The 18,247-nt window shown below is 64.9% G+C and carries 18 protein-coding genes and 1 pseudogene; 17 read left to right on the forward strand and 2 right to left on the reverse strand.

The annotated features are described in order from the left end of the window. The first annotated feature begins 180 nt into the window (after positions 1 to 180). The 16 genes from rpsB (at position 181) to AQ611_RS08335 (ending at position 15,957) form a co-directional block, all read left to right on the forward strand. Positions 181 to 921 (forward strand): 30S ribosomal protein S2, encoded by a 741-nt coding sequence (gene rpsB / locus AQ611_RS08260; protein WP_006402646.1) that lies wholly within the window; start codon positions 181 to 183, stop codon positions 919 to 921. Positions 922 to 1,104: 183 nt separating this feature from the next. Beyond that, positions 1,105 to 1,986, forward strand: a complete 882-nt coding sequence (gene tsf, locus AQ611_RS08265; RefSeq protein ID WP_059516910.1) for a translation elongation factor Ts — start codon at positions 1,105 to 1,107, stop codon at positions 1,984 to 1,986. Between the two features lie 197 nt (positions 1,987 to 2,183). Beyond that, the gene (gene pyrH, locus AQ611_RS08270) at positions 2,184 to 2,897 is read left to right on the forward strand and encodes a UMP kinase (RefSeq protein ID WP_059516848.1); all 714 of its coding nucleotides are present in this window, start codon (positions 2,184 to 2,186) and stop codon (positions 2,895 to 2,897) included. Positions 2,898 to 2,994: 97 nt separating this feature from the next. Further along, positions 2,995 to 3,555, forward strand: coding sequence for a ribosome recycling factor (gene frr / locus AQ611_RS08275; RefSeq protein ID WP_059516850.1), 561 nt, complete (start codon positions 2,995 to 2,997; stop codon positions 3,553 to 3,555). 60 nt (positions 3,556 to 3,615) lie between these two features. After that, on the forward strand, positions 3,616 to 4,398 hold the full coding sequence (gene uppS, locus AQ611_RS08280) for a polyprenyl diphosphate synthase (protein ID WP_069234206.1): 783 nt from the start codon (positions 3,616 to 3,618) through the stop codon (positions 4,396 to 4,398). After that, complete coding sequence (locus AQ611_RS08285) at positions 4,392 to 5,213, forward strand: phosphatidate cytidylyltransferase (protein ID WP_069234207.1); 822 nt, start codon at positions 4,392 to 4,394, stop codon at positions 5,211 to 5,213. The genes uppS and AQ611_RS08285 overlap by 7 nt, the downstream gene beginning before the upstream one ends. A gap of 15 nt (positions 5,214 to 5,228) precedes the next feature. Further along, complete coding sequence (locus tag AQ611_RS08290; RefSeq protein ID WP_059516856.1) at positions 5,229 to 6,425, forward strand: 1-deoxy-D-xylulose-5-phosphate reductoisomerase; 1,197 nt, start codon at positions 5,229 to 5,231, stop codon at positions 6,423 to 6,425. A 17-nt stretch (positions 6,426 to 6,442) separates the two neighbouring features. After that, on the forward strand, positions 6,443 to 7,828 hold the full coding sequence (gene rseP, locus AQ611_RS08295; RefSeq protein ID WP_069235194.1) for an RIP metalloprotease RseP: 1,386 nt from the start codon (positions 6,443 to 6,445) through the stop codon (positions 7,826 to 7,828). A 64-nt stretch (positions 7,829 to 7,892) separates the two neighbouring features. Next, a complete protein-coding gene (gene bamA / locus AQ611_RS08300; protein WP_059520624.1) occupies positions 7,893 to 10,211 on the forward strand; it encodes an outer membrane protein assembly factor BamA in 2,319 nt (772 codons plus the stop codon). Between the two features lie 67 nt (positions 10,212 to 10,278). After that, on the forward strand, positions 10,279 to 10,782 hold the full coding sequence (locus AQ611_RS08305) for an OmpH/Skp family outer membrane protein (protein ID WP_059513538.1): 504 nt from the start codon (positions 10,279 to 10,281) through the stop codon (positions 10,780 to 10,782). Between the two features lie 13 nt (positions 10,783 to 10,795). Continuing rightward, entirely contained in the window at positions 10,796 to 11,908 is a 1,113-nt protein-coding gene (lpxD, locus tag AQ611_RS08310; RefSeq protein WP_069234208.1) for a UDP-3-O-(3-hydroxymyristoyl)glucosamine N-acyltransferase, read from the forward strand. A 123-nt stretch (positions 11,909 to 12,031) separates the two neighbouring features. Further along, positions 12,032 to 12,499, forward strand: a complete 468-nt coding sequence (gene fabZ, locus AQ611_RS08315) for a 3-hydroxyacyl-ACP dehydratase FabZ (RefSeq protein WP_059513534.1) — start codon at positions 12,032 to 12,034, stop codon at positions 12,497 to 12,499. 63 nt (positions 12,500 to 12,562) lie between these two features. Continuing rightward, the gene (gene lpxA, locus AQ611_RS08320; RefSeq protein WP_059513531.1) at positions 12,563 to 13,351 is read left to right on the forward strand and encodes an acyl-ACP--UDP-N-acetylglucosamine O-acyltransferase; all 789 of its coding nucleotides are present in this window, start codon (positions 12,563 to 12,565) and stop codon (positions 13,349 to 13,351) included. Between the two features lie 4 nt (positions 13,352 to 13,355). Further along, the gene (gene lpxB, locus AQ611_RS08325) at positions 13,356 to 14,525 is read left to right on the forward strand and encodes a lipid-A-disaccharide synthase (protein ID WP_059513529.1); all 1,170 of its coding nucleotides are present in this window, start codon (positions 13,356 to 13,358) and stop codon (positions 14,523 to 14,525) included. Further along, the gene (gene rnhB, locus AQ611_RS08330; RefSeq protein ID WP_059513528.1) at positions 14,525 to 15,172 is read left to right on the forward strand and encodes a ribonuclease HII; all 648 of its coding nucleotides are present in this window, start codon (positions 14,525 to 14,527) and stop codon (positions 15,170 to 15,172) included. Before lpxB ends, rnhB begins: the two co-directional genes overlap by 1 nt. Next, positions 15,169 to 15,957, forward strand: a complete 789-nt coding sequence (locus AQ611_RS08335; protein WP_069234209.1) for a TrmH family RNA methyltransferase — start codon at positions 15,169 to 15,171, stop codon at positions 15,955 to 15,957. The genes rnhB and AQ611_RS08335 overlap by 4 nt, the downstream gene beginning before the upstream one ends. 106 nt (positions 15,958 to 16,063) lie before the next feature. Here the strand turns inward: AQ611_RS08335 and ppsR are convergent, their stop codons facing one another. Further along, positions 16,064 to 16,879 carry a posphoenolpyruvate synthetase regulatory kinase/phosphorylase PpsR gene (ppsR, locus tag AQ611_RS08340; RefSeq protein WP_059513524.1) on the reverse strand — a complete coding sequence of 272 codons (816 nt, stop codon included), beginning with the start codon at positions 16,877 to 16,879 and terminating at the stop codon, positions 16,064 to 16,066. 280 nt (positions 16,880 to 17,159) lie between these two features. Between ppsR and AQ611_RS08345 the strand changes: the two are divergent. Beyond that, positions 17,160 to 17,855: pseudogene (locus tag AQ611_RS08345) on the forward strand (phytochelatin synthase family protein); the annotation flags it as partial. Between the two features lie 92 nt (positions 17,856 to 17,947). On the opposite strand, the gene AQ611_RS25460 reads toward AQ611_RS08345, so the two are convergent. Beyond that, positions 17,948 to 18,247 carry a hypothetical protein gene (locus AQ611_RS25460; RefSeq protein WP_156789217.1) on the reverse strand — a complete coding sequence of 100 codons (300 nt, stop codon included), beginning with the start codon at positions 18,245 to 18,247 and terminating at the stop codon, positions 17,948 to 17,950.

Genomic DNA, 18,247 nt, shown 5'->3' on the forward strand with positions numbered 1-18,247 from the left:
GGCGGCGAAAGCGCGGTGGCGGCGAAGGCTTCAGGCGTTACGTTTCAGGCGGTTCATTGTCGGGGAGCGTGCGCTGAATCGCAAGCCGGGGCAACCAGGGTGTCGCGCGACGATCGGATGTCCGGATCGTCGCCGATGCGGCCGCCGGCTTAAGACCCCAACCCTCGTGGAGAAATTCTGATGGCAGTCACGATGCGCCAAATGCTGGAAGCCGGTGTCCACTTCGGTCACCAAACGCGCTTCTGGAACCCGAAGATGGCGCCGTTCATCTTCGGTCACCGTAACAAGATTCACATCATCAATCTCGAAAAGACGCTGCCGATGTACAACGACGCGCTGAAGTACGTGCGTCAGCTCGCGGCGAATCGGGGCACGATCCTCTTCGTCGGCACGAAGCGTCAGTCGCGCGATACGATCGCGCAGGAAGCGCAGCGCGCCGGCATGCCGTTCGTCAACGCGCGTTGGCTCGGCGGCATGCTGACCAACTTCAAGACGCTGAAGGTATCGATCAAGCGCCTGAAGGACATGGAAGCGGCGGTCGAGGCGGGCGAACTCGAGAAGATGAGCAAGAAAGAAGCGCTGCTGTTCGAGCGCGAGATCGCGAAGCTGCAAAAGTCGATCGGCGGCGTGAAGGACATGGGCGGCATTCCGGACGCGATCTTCGTCGTCGACGTCGGCTACCACAAGATCGCCGTCACTGAGGCGAACAAGCTGGGTGTGCCGGTGATCGCGGTGGTCGATACGAACCACTCGCCGGAAGGCGTCGATTACGTGATCCCGGGCAACGACGATTCGAGCAAGGCCGTCGCGCTGTACGCGCAAGGCGTCGCCGATGCGATCCTCGAGGGCCGCGCGAACGCGGTCAACGAAGTGGTCCAGGCGGTGCGCGGCGACGACGAATACGTCGAGGAAAACGCGTAACCGGCCCCGAGCCGGCGCAAAAAGGGGGCTCTAGACAAGCCCCCTTTTTTTAAGCCGATTTTTTGGGCGGCCTGACGGCTGATTGCGGCGCGGAACGATTTCGCGCGGCTGCCCGGAAACGAATGCCGGCCGTTCGCGTCGAAGTGCGGGCGGCGTTGTGAATACAGACTCAAGGAGCGAATGATGGCGGCAATTACCGCAAGCATGGTGGCAGAACTGCGCGCGAAGACCGACGCACCGATGATGGAGTGCAAGAAGGCGCTGACGGAAGCTGACGGCGACATGGCCAAGGCCGAAGAGCTGCTGCGCGTGAAACTCGGCAACAAGGCGAGCAAGGCGGCATCGCGCGTGACGGCCGAAGGCGTCGTCGCATCGTTCGTTGGCGGCAACGCCGGCGCGCTCGTCGAGCTGAACTGCGAAACCGACTTTGTCGCGAAGAACGACGATTTCCTCGCCTTCTCGAAGCAGGTCGCGGAACTCGTGGCGAGCCGCAATCCGGCCGACGTCGCCGCGCTGTCGGCGCTGCCGCTCGACGGCAAGACGGTCGACGAAGTGCGCCTCGCGCTCGTCGGCAAGATCGGCGAGAACATCTCGATCCGCCGCTTTGTCCGTTTCGAAACCGCCAACAAGCTCGCGACGTACCTGCACGGCAGCCGCATCGGCGTGATCGTCGAGTACACCGGCGAGCAAGAGCAGGTCGGCAAGGATGTCGCGATGCATATCGCGGCGATGAAGCCGGTTTCGCTGTCGGCCGAAGAGGTTCCGGCTGACCTGATCGAGAAGGAACGCCGCGTGGCCGAGCAGAAGGCGGCCGAGTCGGGCAAGCCGGCCGAGATCGTCGCGAAGATGGTCGACGGCAGCGTCCAGAAGTTCCTGAAGGAAGTGTCGCTGCTGAACCAGCCGTTCGTGAAAAACGACAAGCAGACGATCGAGCAGATGCTGAAGGCCGCGAATTCGGCGGTGCAGAAGTTCGCGCTGTTCGTCGTCGGTGAAGGCATCGAGAAGCGCCAAGACGATTTCGCGGCGGAAGTGGCCGCGCAAGTCGCTGCTGCGAAGCAACAGTAACGCGAGTGGTAACCCAGTCGTAACAGCGGTAACCAGCAGTAGCAGTACGTATGACCCGCGGCGAGCGTCTTTCGCCGCGCTCGGCGCCGCCGCCGGGCCGGGCCCTTGCGGTCCGCTTGGCCCGGCGGCGCTTGCCCGAATCAGCATTTCGCCCCTACAGTTCGTGCTTGTCATCCTCTCGTCGCTCGGAAGATCCTATGTCCAATGCCTATAAACGCGTCCTCCTCAAACTCTCCGGCGAAGCTCTGATGGGCGATGACGCCTTCGGCATCAATCGCGCGACGATTGAGCGAATGGTCGCCGATATCTCGGAAGTCGTCCGTCTCGGCACGCAGCTCGCGGTCGTGATCGGCGGCGGCAATATTTTCCGCGGCGTGGCGGGTGGTGCGGCTGGCATGGACCGCGCGACGGCCGACTACATGGGGATGCTCGCAACGATGATGAACGCGCTCGCGCTGCAAGACGCGATGCGTCACGCGGGTATCGAGGCGCGTGTGCAATCGGCGCTTCGGATGGACCAGGTCGTCGAGCCTTACATCCGTCCGCGCGCGATCCGTCAGTTGGAGGAAGGCAAAGTGGTGATCTTCGCGGCGGGCACGGGCAACCCGTTCTTCACCACCGATACGGCGGCCGCGTTGCGCGGCTCGGAAGTCGGCGCCGAGGTCGTGCTGAAGGCAACGAAGGTCGATGGCGTCTATTCGGCCGACCCGAAGAAGGACCCGTCCGCGACGCGCTATTCGTCGATCAGCTTCGACGAGGCGATCGGCCGCAACCTGCAGGTGATGGACGCGACCGCGTTCGCGCTCTGCCGTGACCAGAAGCTGCCGATCCGCGTGTTTTCGATCAATAAGCCGGGCGCGCTCAAGCGCGTCGTGCAAGGTGAGGATGAGGGCACGCTCGTCCACGTGTAAACTCCCGCCGATGCGGGCAACCTGGGCGGTGCCGGATGCACCGCCCGTTGTGCCGTTGTCCGCGTCGTTTTGAAGTCTGGAAGGTTCGGAGGTAGAAATGAGTGTCGCTGATATCAAAAAGGGCGTCGAGCAGAAGATGCAGCGTTCGATCGAGGCGTTCAAGAACGATCTGGCGAAGGTCCGCACGGGCCGTGCGCATACGGGTTTGCTCGACCACGTGCAGGTGGACTACTACGGCTCGATGGTGCCGATTTCGCAGGTCGCGAATTTGACGCTCGTCGACGCGCGCACGATCGGCGTGCAGCCGTGGGAGAAAAACATGGTCGCGAAGGTCGAGAAGGCGATTCGCGAGGCCGATCTGGGTCTGAACCCGGCGACCGCGGGCGACCTGATCCGCGTGCCGATGCCGCCGCTCACCGAAGAGCGTCGCCGCGAATTGACGAAGGTCGTCAAGAGCGAGGGCGAGACGGCGAAGGTCGCGATCCGCAATTTGCGCCGCGATGCGAACGAGCAATTGAAGAAGCTCGTGAAGGACAAAGAAATCTCCGAGGATGACGAGCGCCGCGCAGGTGACGACGTGCAGAAGTTGACCGACAAGCACGTGGCGGAAATCGACAAGCTCGTTCAGACGAAGGAAGCGGAGATCATGACGGTTTGACGCCGTCGTCTCTTCGGGTGCATCGCACTTTTTTCCCGCAGCTACAGTCTTTCAGCGGCCATGACTTATACCAGTTCCACCGTTCACGTACCTGACGTCACGAACGTGCCGCGTCACGTGGCGATCATCATGGACGGCAACGGCCGTTGGGCGACTGAGCGCCGCTTGCCGCGCGTCGCAGGGCACACGCGCGGCGTCGATGCGGTGCGTGCCGTCGTCGAGGGGTGCGCGCGGGCAGGCGTCGAATACCTGACGCTGTTCGCGTTCAGTTCCGAGAACTGGCGTCGGCCGACCGACGAAGTGTCGTTTCTGATGCGCCTGTTCATTACCGCGCTCGAGCGCGAGGTCGGCAAACTGCACGCGAACGGCATCCGGCTGCGCGTCGTCGGCGATCTATCGAAGTTCGAGCCGCGCATTCAGGCGCTGATCCGCCGGGCGGAAACGAAGACGGCGCGCAACACGCGCCTGACGTTGACGATCGCCGCGAACTATGGCGGCCGCTGGGACATCCTGCAGGCGACGCAACGGCTCGTTGAACAGGCGGCGCGCGAGGGGCGCGCGGTCGAGATCGACGAGAATGCGTTTGCCAGCCATCTGGCCATGGCCTATGCGCCGGAGCCGGATCTTTTCATCCGTACCGGCGGCGAGCAGCGCGTCAGCAATTTCCTGCTGTGGCAGCTCGCTTACGCCGAATTTTATTTTACCGACAAATTCTGGCCGGATTTCGACGGCAACGCGCTCGCCGAGGCGCTTGCGTCGTATACGCACCGCGAACGGCGGTTCGGCCGCACGAGCGCGCAGCTCGAGCCCCAAGCCCAGGACGCCGATTCCCTTTCATGCTGAAGACCCGTGTCATCACGGCGGTCGTGCTGCTGGCGGTATTGCTGCCTGTGACGCTGTTCGCGCCGCTTGCCGCATTCGGCGCGCTGATTGCGCTCGCGCTCGTGTTTGCCGCGTGGGAATGGGGGCGGCTGCTCGCGCTCGGCGGTGCCGGCTCGATCGGCTACGCGGCGCTCGCGGCGCTCGCGCTGGCGGCGAGTATGCGGCTCGGCATTGGCGCGCAGGCGGCGCGGCCGCTGTTCGCGGCGGCCGGGGTTTTCTGGCTGTTGATCGGCCCATACGCGCTCGCGCGCAAGCCGGTGCTCGCGGCGCGCGCGTGGCGGCTGTTTCTGCTCGCGGCCGGCCTCGTCGTGTTCGCCGCGTGCTGGCACGCACTGGTTGCCGCGCGTGCGATAGGCGTACCCTTCGTGTTGTCGCTATTGCTGGTGGTGTGGCTTGCCGATATCGGCGCATACTTTGCCGGCAAGCGGTTCGGCAAGCATAAGCTCGCGCCGTCGGTCAGTCCGGGCAAAACCTGGGAAGGCGTGGCGGGGGGCTGGCTCGCGGTAATGGCCGTGGCCGGCGCGGCCTGGGCCTCGCATGTTTTCGACCCGACCCTGTATTCGGCGCTCGGCATACGCTATGGCGTGGCGGGGGCGTTTGCCGCGCTGTCCGTGCTGGTCGCGTTCAGCGTGGTCGGCGATTTGTTCGAATCGTTGCTCAAGCGCCAAGCGGGCGTGAAAGATTCGAGCGGTTTGTTGCCCGGGCACGGCGGCGTGCTCGACCGCGTCGACGCACTGTTGCCCGTGTTGCCGCTCGCGCTGCTGCTGCTCGGTTAAAACTCGACTTACATCATGCAAAAACGTCTGACATTGCTCGGCTCGACGGGCTCGATCGGAGACAGCACGCTCGACGTCGTCGCGCGCCATCCCGAGCGCTTCGCGATTCATGCGCTGAGCGCGCACCGCAACGGCGACAAGCTCGTCGCCCAATGCCTGCGCTTTGCGCCCGATATCGCGGTGGTCGGCGATGCCGACACCGCTGCGCGCGTCGATGCGCAACTTCGCGCGGCGGGCAGCAAAACGCAGGTCGCGTATGGCCCACAGGCGCTCGTCGACGTGTCGACGAGCGACGGCTGCGATACCGTGGTCGCGGCGATCGTCGGTGCGGCGGGGTTGGCGCCTAGCTTGGCCGCCGCGCGCGCGGGCAAGCGCATCCTGCTGGCGAACAAGGAAGCGCTCGTGATGTCGGGCGCGATTTTCATGGATGCGGTGCGCGATCATCACGCGATCCTGCTGCCCGTCGACAGCGAGCACAACGCGATTTTCCAGTGCATGCCGCGCGATGCGGCCGAGCACGGCGGCATCGCCAAGATCATCGTGACCGCGTCGGGCGGCCCGTTCCGCACCCGCGAACCGGCGACGCTCGTCAACGTGACGCCCGACGAGGCGTGCAAACATCCCAACTGGGTGATGGGCCGCAAGATTTCGGTCGATTCGGCGACGATGATGAACAAGGGCCTCGAAGTGATCGAGGCGCATTGGCTGTTCGGCCTGCCGGGCGAGCGGATCGACGTGCTGATTCACCCGCAGAGCGTGATTCATTCGCTCGTGTCGTACAAGGACGGTTCGGTGCTCGCACAGCTCGGCAATCCGGATATGCGCACGCCGATCGCGCATGCGCTGGCGTTTCCGGAGCGCGTAGAGGCAGGAGTCGCACCGCTCGATCTCGCGCAGATCGCCGCGCTGTCGTTCGAAAAGCCCGATTTCACGCGCTTTCCTTGCCTCGCGCTCGCGCTGCAGGCGCTCGACGCGGGCGGCGTCGCCAGCGCGGCGCTCAACGCGGCGAACGAAATCGCGGTCGAGGCATTCCTGTCGCGGCGGATTCGCTTTACCGCGATCGCGCAGACGGTCGAGGCGGTGCTCGACGGGCTCGACAACCGCACGCCGAGCGGTCTCGACGACGTGATCGACGCCGATGCCGCCGCGCGCCGCGCTGCCGCCGCGTTCATCGACAAACAGCCCGCGCCCGACGTGACGCGGGCTGCGTGAATGGAGCGGCTGCGCTCATGAACGTGCTGGTCGAACTGCTCGCGTTTGCGGTGGCGATTGGCGTGCTGGTCGTCGTGCACGAATATGGGCACTACCGCGTCGCGCGCTGGTGCGGTGTGAAGGTGCTGCGCTTCTCGATCGGGTTTGGCGCGCCCGTCGCGCGCTGGGTCAGCAAGAAGACCGGCACCGAATGGACACTGTCCGCGCTGCCGCTCGGCGGCTACGTGAAGATGCTCGACGAGCGCGATCCCGGCGACGGCATTCGCACGCACGAGCTGCCGCATGCGTTCAATCGGCAATCGGTCGGCAAGCGGATCGCGATCGTCGCGGCCGGTCCGGTCGCGAACTTCTTGTTGGCGATCGTGCTGTTCGCGCTCGTTTTCGCGACCGGCGTGACGGAGCCGGCGGCCGTCATCGCGCCGCCGGCCGCGGGCACGAGCGCCGCGCTCGCCGGATTCGACGGCGGCGAAACCGTCGTGTCGATCCGCGATGCGCATGGCGGCGACGCAACGCCGGTGCGCTCGTGGTCCGATCTGCGCTGGAAGCTGCTGTCCGCCGCGTTGGACCATCGCGACGTCGTGCTCGGCGCGCGAAACGGCGGGGCGCATGCATCCGGCGACACGTTCGATTTTCGCGTCGATCTGCATCGGCTCGACGATCGCGATCTCGACGGCGATTTCATGGCACGTCTCGGTTTCGATCCGGGCGGCGGCGCGCTCGCGGTGACGTCGGTGCAGCCGGGCAGCGCCGCGCAGCAAGCGGGATTGCAGCCGGGCGACACGCTCGTCGCGCTCGACGGCGCGCGCATCGGCAGCTCGTCGCGTTTCATCGACGACGTGAAGGCGCACGCGGGGCGGCCGCTGGCGCTGCGCATCGAACGCGCGGGCGCCGAGCGCACGCTGACGATCGTCCCGCAGGCGCAGCGCGATGACGAGACGGGCCGGCAAGTTGGCCGCATCGGCGCGGCGCTCGCGCTGAAGACGCCGATGGTCGACGTGCGCTACGGCGTGCTCGAGAGCGTCGAACTCGGCGCGCGGCGCACTTGGGATATCGCGCTGTATTCGCTGAAGATGTTCGGCCGGATGGTGACGGGCGAAGCGTCGCTGAAAAATTTGTCCGGGCCGGTGACGATCGCCGATTACGCGGGTAAGAGCGCGCGCCTCGGATGGTCGGCATTTCTATCGTTTCTCGGCCTTGTCAGCATTAGCCTCGGCGTATTGAACCTGCTGCCGATTCCGGTTTTGGACGGGGGGCATCTGTTATATTATCTGGTTGAAGCCGCGACCGGTAAGGCCGTATCGGAGCGCTGGCAACTGATTCTGCAAAGAGCGGGATTGATCTGCATCGTCGCGTTGTCGGCGATCGCGCTGTTCAACGATCTGGCTCGGTTAATCCATTTTTGACGCATCGGGCGGTGCCGCTAAGGTTTGCCGCCTGACCTGATGCAAGCTTAAACACTGGGGATGCATGTTGTTGAAACCTCATGGCTTCGTAGCGAAGGCGGTAGCGGCGGCGGCGCTGGCGGCGCCGGGAATGTCGGCTCACGCGACGGCACCGTTCGTGGTGCAGGACATCAAGATAGAGGGATTGCAGCGCGTGGAGGCGGGGTCGGTGTTTGCGTACCTGCCGATCAAGCAAGGCGAGACGTTCACGGACGAGAAGGCGTCGGAGGCGATCCGAGCGCTGTACGCGACGGGATTTTTCACGGATGTCCGGGTGGCCACGCAAGGCGGGGTGGTGATTGTCCAGGTTCAGGAGAGGCCGGCGATCGCGTCGATCGATTTCACGGGGATCAAGGAGTTCGACAAGGACAACTTGAACAAGGCGCTGAAGGCGGTGGGGCTGGCGCAGGGGCGGTACTACGACAAGGCGCTGGTGGACAAGGCGGAGCAGGAGCTCAAGCGGCAGTATTTGACGCGAGGGTTTTACGCGGCGGAGGTGACGACGACGGTGACGCCGGTGGACGCGAACCGGGTGTCGATTCTGTTTTCGGTGGCGGAAGGTCCGAGCGCGAAGATTCGTCAGATCAACTTCATCGGGAACAAGACGTTCAGCACGAACACGCTGCGTGACGAGATGCAGTTGTCGACGCCGAACTGGTTCTCGTGGTACACGAAGAACGATCTGTATTCGAAGGAGAAGCTCACGGGCGATCTGGAGAACGTGCGCTCGTACTATCTGAACCGAGGGTATCTGGAGTTCAACATTGAGTCGACGCAGGTGTCGATTTCGCCGGACAAGAAGGACATGTACCTGACGGTGACGCTGCACGAGGGGGAGCCGTACACGGTGTCGGGGGTGAAGCTGGCGGGCAATCTGCTGGATCGGGAAGCGGAGCTGAAGAAGCTGGTGAAGGTGAAGGCGGGGGATCGATTCTCGGCGGAGAAGCTGCAGCAGACGACGAAGGCGATCGTGGACAAGCTGGGGGAGTACGGTTATGCGTTCGCGACGGTGAATGCGCAGCCGGAGATCGACCAGAGCAATCACAAGGTGAATCTGACGCTGGTGGTGGAGCCGAGCCGGCGGGTGTACGTTCGGCGGATCAACATTGTGGGCAACACGCGCACGCGGGACGAGGTGGTGCGCCGGGAGATGCGTCAGCTGGAGAGTTCGTGGTTCGATTCGAGCCGGCTGGCGCTGTCGAAGGACCGGGTGAACCGGCTGGGGTACTTCACGGATGTGGACGTGACGACAGTGCCGGTGGAGGGCACGAACGACCAGGTTGACGTGAACGTGAAGGTGGCGGAGAAGCCGACGGGGGCGATCACGCTGGGGGCGGGTTTTTCGTCGACGGACAAGGTGGTGCTGTCGGCGGGGGTGTCGCAGGACAACGTGTTCGGCTCGGGGACGAGCCTGGCGGTGAACGTGAACACGGCCCGGAGCTACCGGACGCTGACGGTGACGCAGGTGGACCCGTACTTCACGGTGGACGGGATCAAGCGGATCACGGACGTGTTCTACCGGACGTACCAGCCGCTGTACTACTCGACGAATTCGAGTTTCCGGATCATCACGGCGGGGGGCAATCTGAAGTTCGGGATTCCGTTCTCGGAGACGGATACGGTGTATTTCGGCGCGGGCTTCGAGCAGAACCGGCTGGACGTGAACATGGACGACACGAGCACGCCGGAGTCGTACAAGGACTATGTGCGGCAGTTCGGGCGGGTGTCGAACACGGTGCCGCTGACGATCGGATGGTCGCGCGATGCGCGCGACAGCGCGCTGATTCCGAGCCGCGGGTACTTCACGCAGGCGAACGTGGAATACGGCGTGCCGGTGGGCAAGATCCAGTATTACAAGGCGGACATTCAAGCGCAGTACTACTATTCGTTCGCGCGGGGCTTCATCCTGGGGCTGAACTTCCAGGGGGGCTACGGCAACGGTATCGGCAACGCGTATCCGATCTTCAAGAATTACTACGCGGGGGGGATCGGTTCGGTGCGCGGCTATGAGCCGAGTTCGCTGGGTCCGCGCGACAAGCAGACGAACGACCCGATCGGCGGCTCGAAGATGATCGTGGGCAATATCGAGCTGACGTTCCCGCTGCCGGGGACGGGCTATGACCGCACGCTGCGGGTGTTCACGTTCCTGGATGGCGGTAACGTGTGGGGCAATGCGCCGGGGGGCACGAGCACGGGGGCGAACGGGTTGCGCTACGGTTACGGCGTGGGCCTGGCGTGGATTTCGCCGATCGGCCCGCTCAAGCTGAGTTTGGGCTTCCCGCTGCAGAAGCATACCGGCGACCAGTATCAGAAATTCCAGTTCCAGATCGGAACGGCGTTCTGATCGGATCAGACTGACTACAAGTATCGAGAGGGTAATCTTGCTAACCGCTAAGTTTTCGAAACGACTGATGGGCGCGCTGGCGCTCGTCGCTGCGCTCGGCGTGTCGCTTGCGCATGCGCAGGACGTTGCGCGCATTGCTGCTGTCAACTCGGATCGGATCCTGCGCGAGTCGGCGCCCGCGAAGGCCGCGCAGACCAAGCTCGAAGCCGAGTTTGCGAAGCGCGACAAAGATTTGCAGGACATGGCCGCTCGTCTGAAATCGATATCCGACGCGCTCGACAAGAACAGCTCGTCGCTGTCGGCGAACGACCGTGCGCAGAAGCAGCGCGATCTCGCACAGCTCGACACCGATTTCCAGCGCAAGCAACGCGAATTCCGCGAGGATCTGAACCAGCGCCGCAATGAGGAACTCGCGGCGGTGCTTGATCGCGCGAACAAGGTGATTAAGCAGATCGCCGAGCAGCAGAACTACGATCTGATCGTGCAGGAAGCGGTCTACGTGAGTCCGCGCATCGATATCACCGACAAGGTGTTGAAGGCGCTTGCATCGCCATCGGCCGGATCGAATTAAGGAGCGCGGGGTCATGGCATTGACGCTCGAGGCGCTCGTCGCGCGATTTGGCGGCAAGATCGTCGGCGACGGCCGACAGGAGGTCGGCTCCCTTGCTCCGCTTGATCAGGCGGGCCCGAAGCAGCTCGCGTTTCTTGCCAATCCGAAGTATCTGGCGCAGGTCGAGGCGACCGGCGCAGGCGCCGTGCTGATCGCGCCGCGCGATCTCGAGAAACTCGGCGCGGCCGCGAACGGCCGCAATTTCATCGTGACGGCGAATCCGTATGCCTATTTCGCGCGTGTCGCGCAGATGTTCATCGATCTCGCGGCGCCCCAGCGTGCAGCGGGCGTGCATCCGAGCGCGAGCGTCGATCCGGCCGCGCAGGTCGCGGCGAGCGCAGTGATCGGCCCGCACGCGACGGTCGAGGCGGGCGCGGTGATCGGCGAGCGCGTGGTGCTCGACGCAAACGTGTTCGTCGGACGCGGCACACGGATCGGCGACGATTCGCATTTGTACCCGAACGTCACGGTCTATCACGGCTGCGTGCTGGGCGCTCGCGCGATCGTCCATTCGGGCGCGGTGATCGGCTCGGACGGCTTCGGCTTTGCGCCCGATTTCGTCGGCGACGGCGACGCGCGCACCGGGGCGTGGGTGAAGATTCCGCAAGTCGGTGGCGTGACCATCGGTGCGGACGTCGAGATCGGCGCGAATACGACGATCGACCGCGGCGCGATGGCCGATACCGTCATCGACGAATGCGTGAAGATCGACAATCTCGTGCAGATCGGCCACAACTGCCGGATCGGCGCGTACACGGTGATCGCCGGCTGCGCGGGCATCGCGGGCAGCACGACGATCGGCCGCCATTGCATGATCGGCGGCGCGGTCGGCATTGCCGGGCATGTGACGCTGGGCGATGGCGTGATCGTCACCGCGAAATCGGGCGTGTCGAAATCGTTGCCGAAAGCGGGCATCTACACAAGTGCGTTTCCTGCCGTCGAGCACGGCGACTGGAACAAGAGTGCGGCGCTCGTGCGCAACCTCGACAAGTTGCGCGATCGGATCAAGGCGCTCGAAACCGCGCTGGCCGCACGGGAACACATTGAACAGGATAGCGCCGCCCGAGGTAACGACACCGGCGCATAGCACGGCGTCGACCGGGCGCGCAGGGTGCCGCCCCGGCCGGTCGACTGAACCGCGGGCCGCCTCTTCAGACGCGGCCCGCATCCGCATTCATCACCGCGCAGGCATTGCGTGAGACGAACCACTATGAGTACTGAAAAAATCAATTTCGACATCCACAAGATTCTCTCGCTGCTGCCGCATCGCTATCCGATCCTGCTCGTCGATCGCGTGCTCGAACTCGAACCGCACAAGTCCATCAAAGCGATCAAGAACGTTTCGATCAACGAACCGTTCTTCCAAGGGCATTTTCCGTCGCGACCGGTGATGCCGGGCGTGCTGATTATCGAAGCGCTCGCGCAGGCGGCGGCGCTCCTGACGTTCGCCGAGGAAGAGCAGCGCAACGCGGAAAATACGCTGTACTACTTCGTCGGTATCGACGGCGCACGCTTCAAGCGGGTCGTCGAGCCGGGCGACCAGTTGATTTTGAACGTCACGTTCGAACGCTACATCCGCGGTATCTGGAAGTTCAAGTCGGTCGCGGAAGTGGACGGCAAGGTCGCGGCGGAAGCCGAACTGATGTGTACCGTCAAGGCGGCCGACTCCGCCCCCTGAACGCCGCCCGACGCATGCCGCACGGCAACGCAACGCGACTTACACATTGAGAGGCAACGGCGCATGAGCAGGATTCACCCCACGGCGATCGTCGAGCCGGGCGCGCAGATCGACGAAACGGTCGAAATCGGCCCGTATGCGATCATCGGGCCGAACGTGACGATCGGCGCGCGGACCACGATCGGTTCGCACAGCGTGATCGAAGGCCATACGACGATTGGCGAGGACAATCGCATCGGCCATTACGCGTCGGTCGGCGGTCGTCCGCAGGACATGAAGTATCAGGGCGAGCCGACGCGGCTCGTGATCGGCGATCGCAACACGATCCGCGAATTCACGACGATTCACACGGGCACCGTGCAGGATGCCGGCGTCACGACGCTTGGCGACGACAATTGGATCATGGCCTACGTGCACATCGGGCACGACTGCCGGGTCGGCAGCCACGTGATCCTGTCGAGCAACGCGCAGATGGCCGGCCACGTGCAGATCGGCGATTGGGCGATCGTCGGCGGGATGTCGGGCGTTCACCAATTCGTGCGGATCGGCGCGCATTCGATGCTGGGCGGCGCATCGGCGCTCGTGCAGGATGTGCCGCCGTTCGTGATCGCGGCGGGCAACAAGGCCGAGCCGCATGGCATCAATGTCGAGGGGCTGCGTCGCCGCGGCTTCTCGCCGGATGCGATTTCCGCGCTGAGAAGCGCCTATCGGCTGCTGTACAAGAACGGCCTGTCGCTCGACGACGCGAAAGTCCAGTTGCGCGAACTCTCGCAAGCGGGCGGCGACGGCGACGCCGCCGTGAAGGCGCTCGTCGATTTCGTCGAGACGTCGCAGCGCGGCATCATTCGCTGACGCAATGGCGTTCCAACCCACCTCGTCGCTGCGCCTCGCGCTCGCCGCTGGCGAGCCGTCGGGCGATCTGCTCGGCGCGTCGCTGCTCGAAGGGCTGCATACGCGGCTTCCGGCGTCGTCCCGTTATTACGGAATCGGCGGGCCGCGGATGATGGCGGCCGGGTTCGATGCGCATTGGCCGATGGAAAAGCTTGCGGTGCGCGGTTACGTGGAGGCGCTCAAGCACATTCCCGAGATTCTGCGCATTCGCGGCGAATTGAAGCGGCAGTTGCTCGCCGAGCCGCCCGACGCGTTTATCGGCATCGATGCGCCCGATTTCAATTTCGGTCTCGAGCATGCGTTGCGCGGCGCGGGCATTCCGACGATCCATTTCGTCTGTCCGTCGATCTGGGCTTGGCGCGGCGGCCGGATCAAGAAGATCGTCAAGGCCGTCGACCATATGCTGTGCCTGTTTCCGTTCGAGCCCGAGTTGCTTGAGAAGGCGGGCGTCGCGGCGACGTTCGTCGGCCATCCGCTCGCCGACGAAATTCCGCTCGAGCCCGATATGCACGGCGCGCGAATCGCGCTCGGCCTGCCGGAAAGCGGCCCCATAGTCGCGGTGCTGCCGGGCAGCCGCCGCTCGGAGATCGAGTTGATCGGGCCGACGTTTTTCGACGCGATGGCACTGATGCAGCAGCGCGAGCCGGCTTTGCGTTTCGTCGTGCCGGCCGCCACGCCGATGTTGCGCACGCTGCTGCAACCGCTCGTCGACGCGCATCCGCAGCTTTCCGTCACGCTGACGGAGGGCCGCGCGCAGGTTGCAATGACTGCCGCCGACGCGCTTCTCGTGAAAAGCGGCACGGTGACGCTTGAAGCGGCGTTGCTAAAAAAGCCGATGGTGATCTCGTACAAGGTGCCGTGGCTGACCGGCCAGATCATGCGCCGCCAGGGTTATCTGCCCTATGTCGGCCTGCCGAACATTCTCGCGGGCCGCTTCGTCGTGCCCGAGTTGCTCCAGCATTTCGCCACGCCGCAGGCGCTCGCCGATGCGACGCTCACGCAGCTGCGCGACGACGCGAACCGCCGGACCCTGACCGAAATCTTCACCGACATGCATTACACGTTGCGGCAGAACACCGCCGCGCGCGCGGCCGAGGCGGTCGCGCGCGTGATCGACAGCAGGAAGCCGCGCTGATGGCGACGACGCGAAACCCTCGCAGCACCCGAGCCGGCGCGGATCAACCGGCGCTCATCTTCGATGCGCCCGACGAGATCGTCTGCGGCGTCGACGAGGCAGGGCGGGGGCCGCTGGCCGGTCCGGTCGTCGCGGCCGCGGTGATTCTCGATCCCATGCGCCCGATCGAAGGGCTCGACGATTCGAAGGCGCTGTCCGCGAAAAAGCGCGAGCGGCTTTATCACGAGATCGTCGCGCATGCGCGCGCGTATTGCGTCGCGTCGGCGAGCGTCGACGAGATCGATACGCTCAACATCCTGCATGCGACGATGCTTGCGATGAAGCGCGCGGTCGAAGGGCTCGCGCTCACGCCGACGCTTGCGAAGATCGACGGCAATCGGTGCCCGACGCTCGCGGTGCGCAGCGTCGCGATCGTCGGCGGCGATGCGCTCGTGCCGAGCATCTCGGCCGCGTCGATTCTCGCGAAAGTCACGCGCGACCGGATGCTCGCCGATTTGCACGAGCGCTTCCCGATGTACGGTTTCAACGCGCACGCTGGCTATGGCACGCCGCAGCATCTCGCCGCGCTGCGCGAGCACGGGCCGTGCGAGCATCATCGCCGCTCGTTCGCGCCGGTGCGCGCGGCGGCGCTCGATTCCAGCCGATGAAAGCGATCACTTCGCGCGACAACCCGCTGTACAAGCGCCTGAAGACGCTGGCGGGCTCGGCCCACCAATTGCGGCGCGGCGGCCAGGCGCTTCTCGAAGGGCTGCATCTGGCCGCCGCCTATCTGGACGCGCTCGGTCAACCCGAGCTTGCGGTCATCACTGAAGGCGCACTCGCGCATCCGCAGGCACGGGCGATCGCCGGGCGGATCGATCCCGCGCGGCTTGTCACGCTGCCCGACACGCTGTTCGGGCAACTGTCGGACGTCGTCAACGGGATCGGCGTGCTGCTGCTCGTCGCGCGGCCCACGCCGGCGTTGCCCGAGCGAATCGAGCGCACATCGGTCGTACTCGACGGCGTGCAGGATGCGGGCAATGTCGGCTCGATCCTGCGCAGCGCGGCGGCCGCCGGCGTGACGCAGGTGTTTTGCGCGCCCGGGACGGCTTACGCGTGGTCGCCCAAGGTGCTGCGTTCGGCGATGGGCGCGCATTTTCTGCTCGATATTCACGAGGGTATCGACGCCGACGTGCTGATCGGGCGGTTCGCGATCCCGATCGCGTTGACCGATTCGCACGGCGCGCGCGCGCTCGACGACTGCGATTTGTCGGGGCCGCTTGCATGGGTATTCGGCAACGAAGGCGCGGGCGTGTCGGCCCGCTGGCGGCAAGCGCAGGCGCTTCGCGTGACGATTCCGCAGCCGGGCGGCATGGAATCGCTGAATGTCGCGGCGGCTGCGGCCATTTGTCTGTTCGAACAATGTCGGCAGCAGCGCGTGCGTGGCGCGTGACGCGGCCGGCGTGGCATCGCTTGGCGTGGGTTCTACGCGGCTCGGATCGGCGCGGCGCCAAGCCGCGCGGCTCGCGTCGCCGGAGCGTCTCCGATGCAGCTCAGCTTCAGTATGATTGCCGCTCGAGCTTGATTTCCTGCAGGATCGTCGTCGCGATTTCCTCGATCGACTTGTGCGTCGACGACAGCCACTTGACTCCTTCGCGCCGCATCATCGCTTCGGCCTCGTTGATCTCGTAGCGGCAGTTCTCGGGCGCCGCATACTTGCTGCCGGGCCGGCGCTCGTTACGAATCTCGGACAGCCGCTGCGGATCGATCGACAGCCCGAATAGCTTGCTGCGATGCGGATGAAGCGGCGTCGGCAGCCTGCCGCGCTCGAAATCCTCCGGAATCAGCGGATAGTTCGCGGCCTTCACGCCGTACTGCATCGCGAGATACAGGCTCGTCGGCGTTTTGCCGCTGCGCGAAACGCCGATCAGGATCACGTCGGCGTCGGCGAGATTGCGGTTCGACTGGCCGTCGTCGTGCGCGAGCGAGAAATTGATCGCCTCGATGCGCGTCTTGTACTCCTCGGTGTCCGCGTTCTGATGGACGCGCCCCATCGCGTGGCTCGACTTGAGCTGCAATTCCTGCTCGAGCGGTTCGACGAAGCGCTGGAACATGTCGAGCACGAGCGCGTTCGAGCGCTTGACGGTCTCGTTCGATTCGCCGTCGACGAGCGTCGTGAACACGATCGGGCGGCGTCCGTCGTGCTGCGCGGCGTCGTTGATCTTCTCGACGGCCGTATAGGCTTTCTCGACCGAGTCGATGAACGGCACGCGGACGAGCCGGAATTTCTGGTCGAACTGGGACAGGATCGAATGCGCGAAGGTTTCGGCGGTGATCCCGGTGCCGTCGGAGACGATGAAAACGGTGGGTAGCATGGGTCGTTGCGTCGAGCGAGTATTGCCGGCCGGTCGCGGCCGGGAAGCGGCCATTCTAGCAAGGGCGCGCGCCGGGCGGTGTGCGGGCCCGGCCGCGCGTGAGCGTCGGGCGTGCATGGCCGTCCCGCGCGCGGCGGCGCGTGCGCCGGCTTTCACGTATGCTACGACGGTCCGGCCATGCCGGGCGGCTGACGTTGACGCTTGCGCGTGCCGCAGGCGGATTGCCGATAACGGGAGAGGGCCGATGATTCGAACGATGCGAAACAGGTTCGCTGTCTGCGCGATGGCCGCGATTGGCGCGATCGCGCATGCGCAAAGCTTGCCATTGCCGCCGGGGCTGATCGATCTCGGCAGCGCGGCCGGCGAGCATTTGCTGGCCAGGAGTGCCGCGCGCAGCGCCTATGTGCCGCTCGGCAATCACTTCGTCACGCAGAAGACCGAGAGTTTTTGCGGCGTCGCGTCGCTCGTGATGATATTGAACGCGCTGCGCGTGTCGGCGCCCGCGGCGGCCGAATATCCGCCTTTTCACTATTTCACGCAGGATAACGTGCTCAACGACGCAACCGAGCAGATCCGCCCGCGCGTGCTGATCGAACAGCGCGGAATGACGCTCGATCAGCTCGGCGCGATCGCGAATGCGCTGGGGCTTGCCGGCGCGGTGCGCCATGCGTCGGACGCCTCGGCCGACGCGTTCCGCGACGAAGCTGTCGCTGCGTTCAGCAGGCCGGGGCATTACGTGCTGGTCAACTATCTGCGCAGCCGGCTCGGCCAGCAGACGGGTGGCCATATCTCGCCGCTCGCCGCCTACGATGCCGGGACCGACCGGTTTTTGATCCTCGACGTGTCCCGTTACAAATATCCGCCCGTCTGGGTGAAGACGGCCGATCTGTACTCGGCGATGAATACGCCCGATTCCGATAACGGCGGACGCAGCCGCGGCTACGTGCTGATCGACGGCGCGCCGGGCGTGCGCTGACCGTCGTGCCGCGGTCCCGCCGGCGTCGGTGCGGCAGGCGCCGCGCGCGGCCAAGCGGAAAACCCGGCGGGCCGGGGAGGCGACACTGCGCGCTAGAGCACCAATGCGGGCCCTATGCGCCACATTGCACAAACGGCACGGTAGAATACCGTCAACCTGTTGGATAAGCCCTTGCGGTCCGGCGCGCGGTTTGATGCCGCGTTCTGTCGAGAAATCCCGGCAAATTCGGCGATTTGTCTGCTTTTTCGCCTTTCTGCCGGGATTTTTTGCAAATTCGTCCGGCGTCGTCCGGGCTGCCGCGAAGGCTTATCCGACAGGTTGTGCAATGCGCGCCCGCTTTTTGCAGGCAGGGCGCGTCCGAGCCCGTTTGCACGATCGAGCATTTTTTCCAC

The organism is Burkholderia singularis, from assembly GCF_001718875.1.
GTDB lineage: Bacteria > Pseudomonadota > Gammaproteobacteria > Burkholderiales > Burkholderiaceae > Burkholderia > Burkholderia singularis.

Excerpts from the sequence above, each read along its gene's own strand:
- lpxD (WP_069234208.1), top strand. The coding sequence starts at position 10,796 with ATGGCATTGACGCTCGAGGCGCTCGTCGCGCGATTTGGCGGCAAGATC.
- AQ611_RS08285 (WP_069234207.1), top strand. The coding sequence starts at position 4,392 with ATGCTGAAGACCCGTGTCATCACGGCGGTCGTGCTGCTGGCGGTATTG.
- pyrH (WP_059516848.1), top strand. The coding sequence starts at position 2,184 with ATGTCCAATGCCTATAAACGCGTCCTCCTCAAACTCTCCGGCGAAGCT.
- bamA (WP_059520624.1), top strand. The coding sequence starts at position 7,893 with ATGTTGTTGAAACCTCATGGCTTCGTAGCGAAGGCGGTAGCGGCGGCG.
- AQ611_RS08290 (WP_059516856.1), top strand. The coding sequence starts at position 5,229 with ATGCAAAAACGTCTGACATTGCTCGGCTCGACGGGCTCGATCGGAGAC.
- rseP (WP_069235194.1), top strand. The coding sequence starts at position 6,443 with ATGAACGTGCTGGTCGAACTGCTCGCGTTTGCGGTGGCGATTGGCGTG.
- ppsR (WP_059513524.1), bottom strand. The coding sequence starts at position 16,879 with ATGCTACCCACCGTTTTCATCGTCTCCGACGGCACCGGGATCACCGCC.
- rnhB (WP_059513528.1), top strand. The coding sequence starts at position 14,525 with ATGGCGACGACGCGAAACCCTCGCAGCACCCGAGCCGGCGCGGATCAA.
- AQ611_RS08305 (WP_059513538.1), top strand. The coding sequence starts at position 10,279 with ATGGGCGCGCTGGCGCTCGTCGCTGCGCTCGGCGTGTCGCTTGCGCAT.
- tsf (WP_059516910.1), top strand. The coding sequence starts at position 1,105 with ATGGCGGCAATTACCGCAAGCATGGTGGCAGAACTGCGCGCGAAGACC.
- lpxB (WP_059513529.1), top strand. The coding sequence starts at position 13,356 with ATGGCGTTCCAACCCACCTCGTCGCTGCGCCTCGCGCTCGCCGCTGGC.
- frr (WP_059516850.1), top strand. The coding sequence starts at position 2,995 with ATGAGTGTCGCTGATATCAAAAAGGGCGTCGAGCAGAAGATGCAGCGT.
- AQ611_RS08335 (WP_069234209.1), top strand. The coding sequence starts at position 15,169 with ATGAAAGCGATCACTTCGCGCGACAACCCGCTGTACAAGCGCCTGAAG.
- uppS (WP_069234206.1), top strand. The coding sequence starts at position 3,616 with ATGACTTATACCAGTTCCACCGTTCACGTACCTGACGTCACGAACGTG.
- lpxA (WP_059513531.1), top strand. The coding sequence starts at position 12,563 with ATGAGCAGGATTCACCCCACGGCGATCGTCGAGCCGGGCGCGCAGATC.
- fabZ (WP_059513534.1), top strand. The coding sequence starts at position 12,032 with ATGAGTACTGAAAAAATCAATTTCGACATCCACAAGATTCTCTCGCTG.
- rpsB (WP_006402646.1), top strand. The coding sequence starts at position 181 with ATGGCAGTCACGATGCGCCAAATGCTGGAAGCCGGTGTCCACTTCGGT.